Genomic DNA, 3,201 nt, shown 5'->3' on the forward strand with positions numbered 1-3,201 from the left:
CAGCTTACCGTGGGCGCGATCATGGGCGCCGCGCCGGACCTGCTGGCCATGGCCGTCGCCGCGCTGAAAACTGAACGGCCCTTGCTGAACGTGCGCATTCTCGGCGAAACCAGCGACCAGGTGGTCCAGTTGCTGCACCGCCGCGAAATCGATCTCGCGCTCGGGCGGCTGACCGACCCCCTGCAACACAACGACTTCAGCTTCGAACCGCTCGCTCGTGAAACCTTGATGCTCGTGGTGCGCACCGCTCATCCGCTGGCGCGCCGTACCGCCATCACCTTGCGCGAACTGGTCGACTGGCCGTGGGTGGCGCAGCCCGTGACCAGTCCGGCCCGCCTGCTGTTTGAAGAGGAACTTGCTCGCGCCGGCCTCGCGACGCCGGTCAATCTCACCGAATGCGCGTCGATCTTCGCCACCCTGCAACTGCTCGAAAACTACGACGCCGTGGCGATGCTGCCCGAATCCGTGGTCCGCGATCATGTGCGCGGCAAGCTGCTGGTCGTGCTGCCGGTCGAAATCGGCAAGAGTCTTGCCGGATTCGGCATTCTCGTGCGCAAGGAAGAAGCGCTGGCGGAACCGGCGCTGCACTTCATCGAACTGCTGCGCAACGTCTCGCGCAAACTCACGCCCGATGCCAATGTGCCGCCCGACGGCGCAGCGGCCAACGCCGCCGCGCTGCCGTTGCCGGTTCACTGACGCCGCCCGGTTCACTGCAGGCTCATTGCAGGTTGACGAACATACCGCCGTCCACCAGCAAGGACGCGCCGGTTACGTAGCGGGCAAGATCGGAGGCGAGAAACACCACGCAGTCCGCTACATCTTCCGGACGACCCAGCCTCCCGAGCGGAATGCGCTTTTCGAAGTACGCTTTCTTGGCTTCGTCGGCGAGGTCTTCGGCGTTCAGATCGGTCGCAATCGTGCCCGGCATCACCGAGTTGCAGCGGATGCCGTACGGTCCCAATGCAATCGCGCATGACTGCATCAGCGAATGCACACCGGCCTTGGTCGGCGTGTAATGCGTCTGCATACCGCCGCCTACCAGGGCGCTGATCGAACTGGTGGCGACGATCGCGCCGCCGGTGCCCTGCGCCTTCATCTGCTGCGCGGCGGCCTGGGTGACGAAGAACGCGCCATTCAGATTGACGCCCACGGTCGTCTCCAGCACTTCGGGCGGCATGTCGAGAAATGCGTGAAACGGACAGATGCCCGCATTGCTTGCCAGCACATCCACCTTGCCGAAAGCCTGCACCGCGCGCTTCACCAACTCCGTGCCGGTTTCGTGCGCGGCGACGTTGCCTTCCACCGCAATCGCACGACGACCTAGCGCCTCGATCTCGCCCAGCACTTCTTCGACAGCCGAGCGGCGTCCGTACGATGCGTCGTTGTCGCCCCAGTAGTTGATGGCCACGTCCGCACCTTCGCGCGCGCAGGCCACCGCGATCGCCCGGCCAATGCCGCGCGATCCGCCCGTGACGATCACTACCTTGTCCTTAAGCAGCACATCTATCTCCTATATTGGGTCGCCGACCTCTTCAGTCGTTTGATCGGCGGCTACAGTTCAACGCGCGTTCAACGTGGATAAGGCCGCACCAACGCACAATCCGGATTCAACCGCACGCCGAATCCCGGAGTGTCCGGTACCTTCATCCGGCCATTCACGGGCACCGGCTCATCGAGCAGCAGCGGCGTGAACATCGGCACCACTTCATCGGCCTTCGGCGCCATCATCAGGAACTCCGCGAACGGCGAATTGTGTCGCGTGACGACAAAGTGATAGCTGTACACCGAGGAACCGTGCGGCACCACCATCACATTGTGCGCATCGGCGAGCGCCGAGATCTTGATCAGTTCGGTCATGCCGCCGCACCAGCCCACATCCGGCTGGATCAGATCGCAACATTGCATCTCCAGCAGCATACGGAAGCCCCAACGGGTGGCTTCGTGCTCGCCCGTGGAGACCATCATGCCGCGCGGCACGTTGCGGCGCAGTTCGGCGTAACCCCAGTAGTCGTCCGGCGACAGCGCTTCTTCGATCCACTTCAGACCGTACTCATGCGCGGCGTGTGCGAGACGCGTGGCATATGGCACATCGAGGCTCATCCAGCAATCGAGCATCAGCCAGAAGTCGTCGCCCACACGGCTGCGCATCTCCGCCAGCGTCTCAAGGTTCTTCTTGAGACCCGCCTCGCCTTCGGCCGGCCCGTGCTGCAACGGCAGCTTGCCGCCGATAAAGCCCATTTCCTTGGCCAGATCCGGCCGCGCACCGGTCGCGTAGAACACCAGTTCGTCACGCACCGGGCCACCCAGCAGTTGATAGACCGGCTCTTTACGCACCTTCGCGAGCAGATCCCACAAGGCCAGATCGACGCCGGAAATCGTATTGAGCACCACGCCCTTGCGGCCATAGTACAAGGTGGCGTAGTACATCTGATCCCACATCTTCTCGATGTCGGTGACCAGTTGGCCTTCGAGGAAGCGCGCCAGATGCTTCTCGACGATAAACGCGCCAATCTCACCGCCCGTGGTGACCGCAAAGCCGACCGTGCCGTCGCTCGCCTCGATCTCGACCACCAGCGTGCCCAGCACGTTGATGCCGAACGACTGACGGCTCTTGCGGTACTCGGGGTAACGCGCCATCGGCGTCGAAATATGATCGTCGATCCAGTGGCCTTCGCCCTGGTCGTGATAGTCGGCACCGCCGCCGCGGACAATGAAGGCGCGCACGTGCTTGATGGTAGGCATGGCCATGAGAGGGGCTCCGTGTTAAGTGCAGTGACGAGTACAGTGAGTCGCGGCGGCTCGGGTGATTACCGCGCGCGGTGTATCAAAGGGGTAATGGAATCCGCGGCGGGCGTACTGTCGCGGCGAAACAGCGTGCCGATCAGTAACGCTGCCAGCAGGCTCGCTGCGCCAAGCGCCAGCAAACCCGCCGAGGTCGAAGCGAAGGCGTGCTCCGCGCTGGTGCGCAAGGTCGGCGCGATAAATCCGCCAATCCCGCCCAGCGAGTTGATCAAGGCAATCCCGCCGGCCGCCGCCGCACCCGTCAGATAACGGGTGGGGAAAGTCCAGAACAGCGGCTGCGCAGCGATAAAGCCGCTCGCTGCGCAACACAGCGCGACAAGGCCGAACGCCGCACTGTGCATCAGCCCCGACGCGCCGATACCCAACCCGGCCAGCACCAGCAGCGCGACCGCCCAGCGG

Annotated in this window: 3 protein-coding genes and 1 pseudogene; 1 reads left to right on the plus strand and 3 read right to left on the minus strand. The window is 63.8% G+C overall.

Features of this window, described 5'->3' with window-relative positions:
- The coding region (locus WCA85_RS30710; protein WP_424068720.1) for a LysR substrate-binding domain-containing protein at positions 1-696 on the plus strand (696 nt) is incomplete at its 5' end.
- Positions 697-718: 22 nt separating this feature from the next.
- On the opposite strand, the gene WCA85_RS30715 is transcribed toward WCA85_RS30710, so the two are convergent.
- The 3 genes and pseudogenes from WCA85_RS30715 to WCA85_RS30725 all read right to left on the minus strand — a co-directional run.
- Entirely contained in the window at positions 719-1,501 is a 783-nt protein-coding gene (locus WCA85_RS30715) for an SDR family NAD(P)-dependent oxidoreductase (protein WP_424068722.1), read from the minus strand.
- Positions 1,502-1,569: 68 nt separating this feature from the next.
- Entirely contained in the window at positions 1,570-2,748 is a 1,179-nt protein-coding gene (gene rhmD / locus WCA85_RS30720) for an L-rhamnonate dehydratase (protein WP_424068724.1), read from the minus strand.
- Positions 2,749-2,807: 59 nt separating this feature from the next.
- Positions 2,808-3,201: pseudogene (locus tag WCA85_RS30725) on the minus strand (MFS transporter); the annotation flags it as partial.

The organism is Paraburkholderia sp. (assembly GCF_049581445.1).
Classification (GTDB): domain Bacteria; phylum Pseudomonadota; class Gammaproteobacteria; order Burkholderiales; family Burkholderiaceae; genus Paraburkholderia.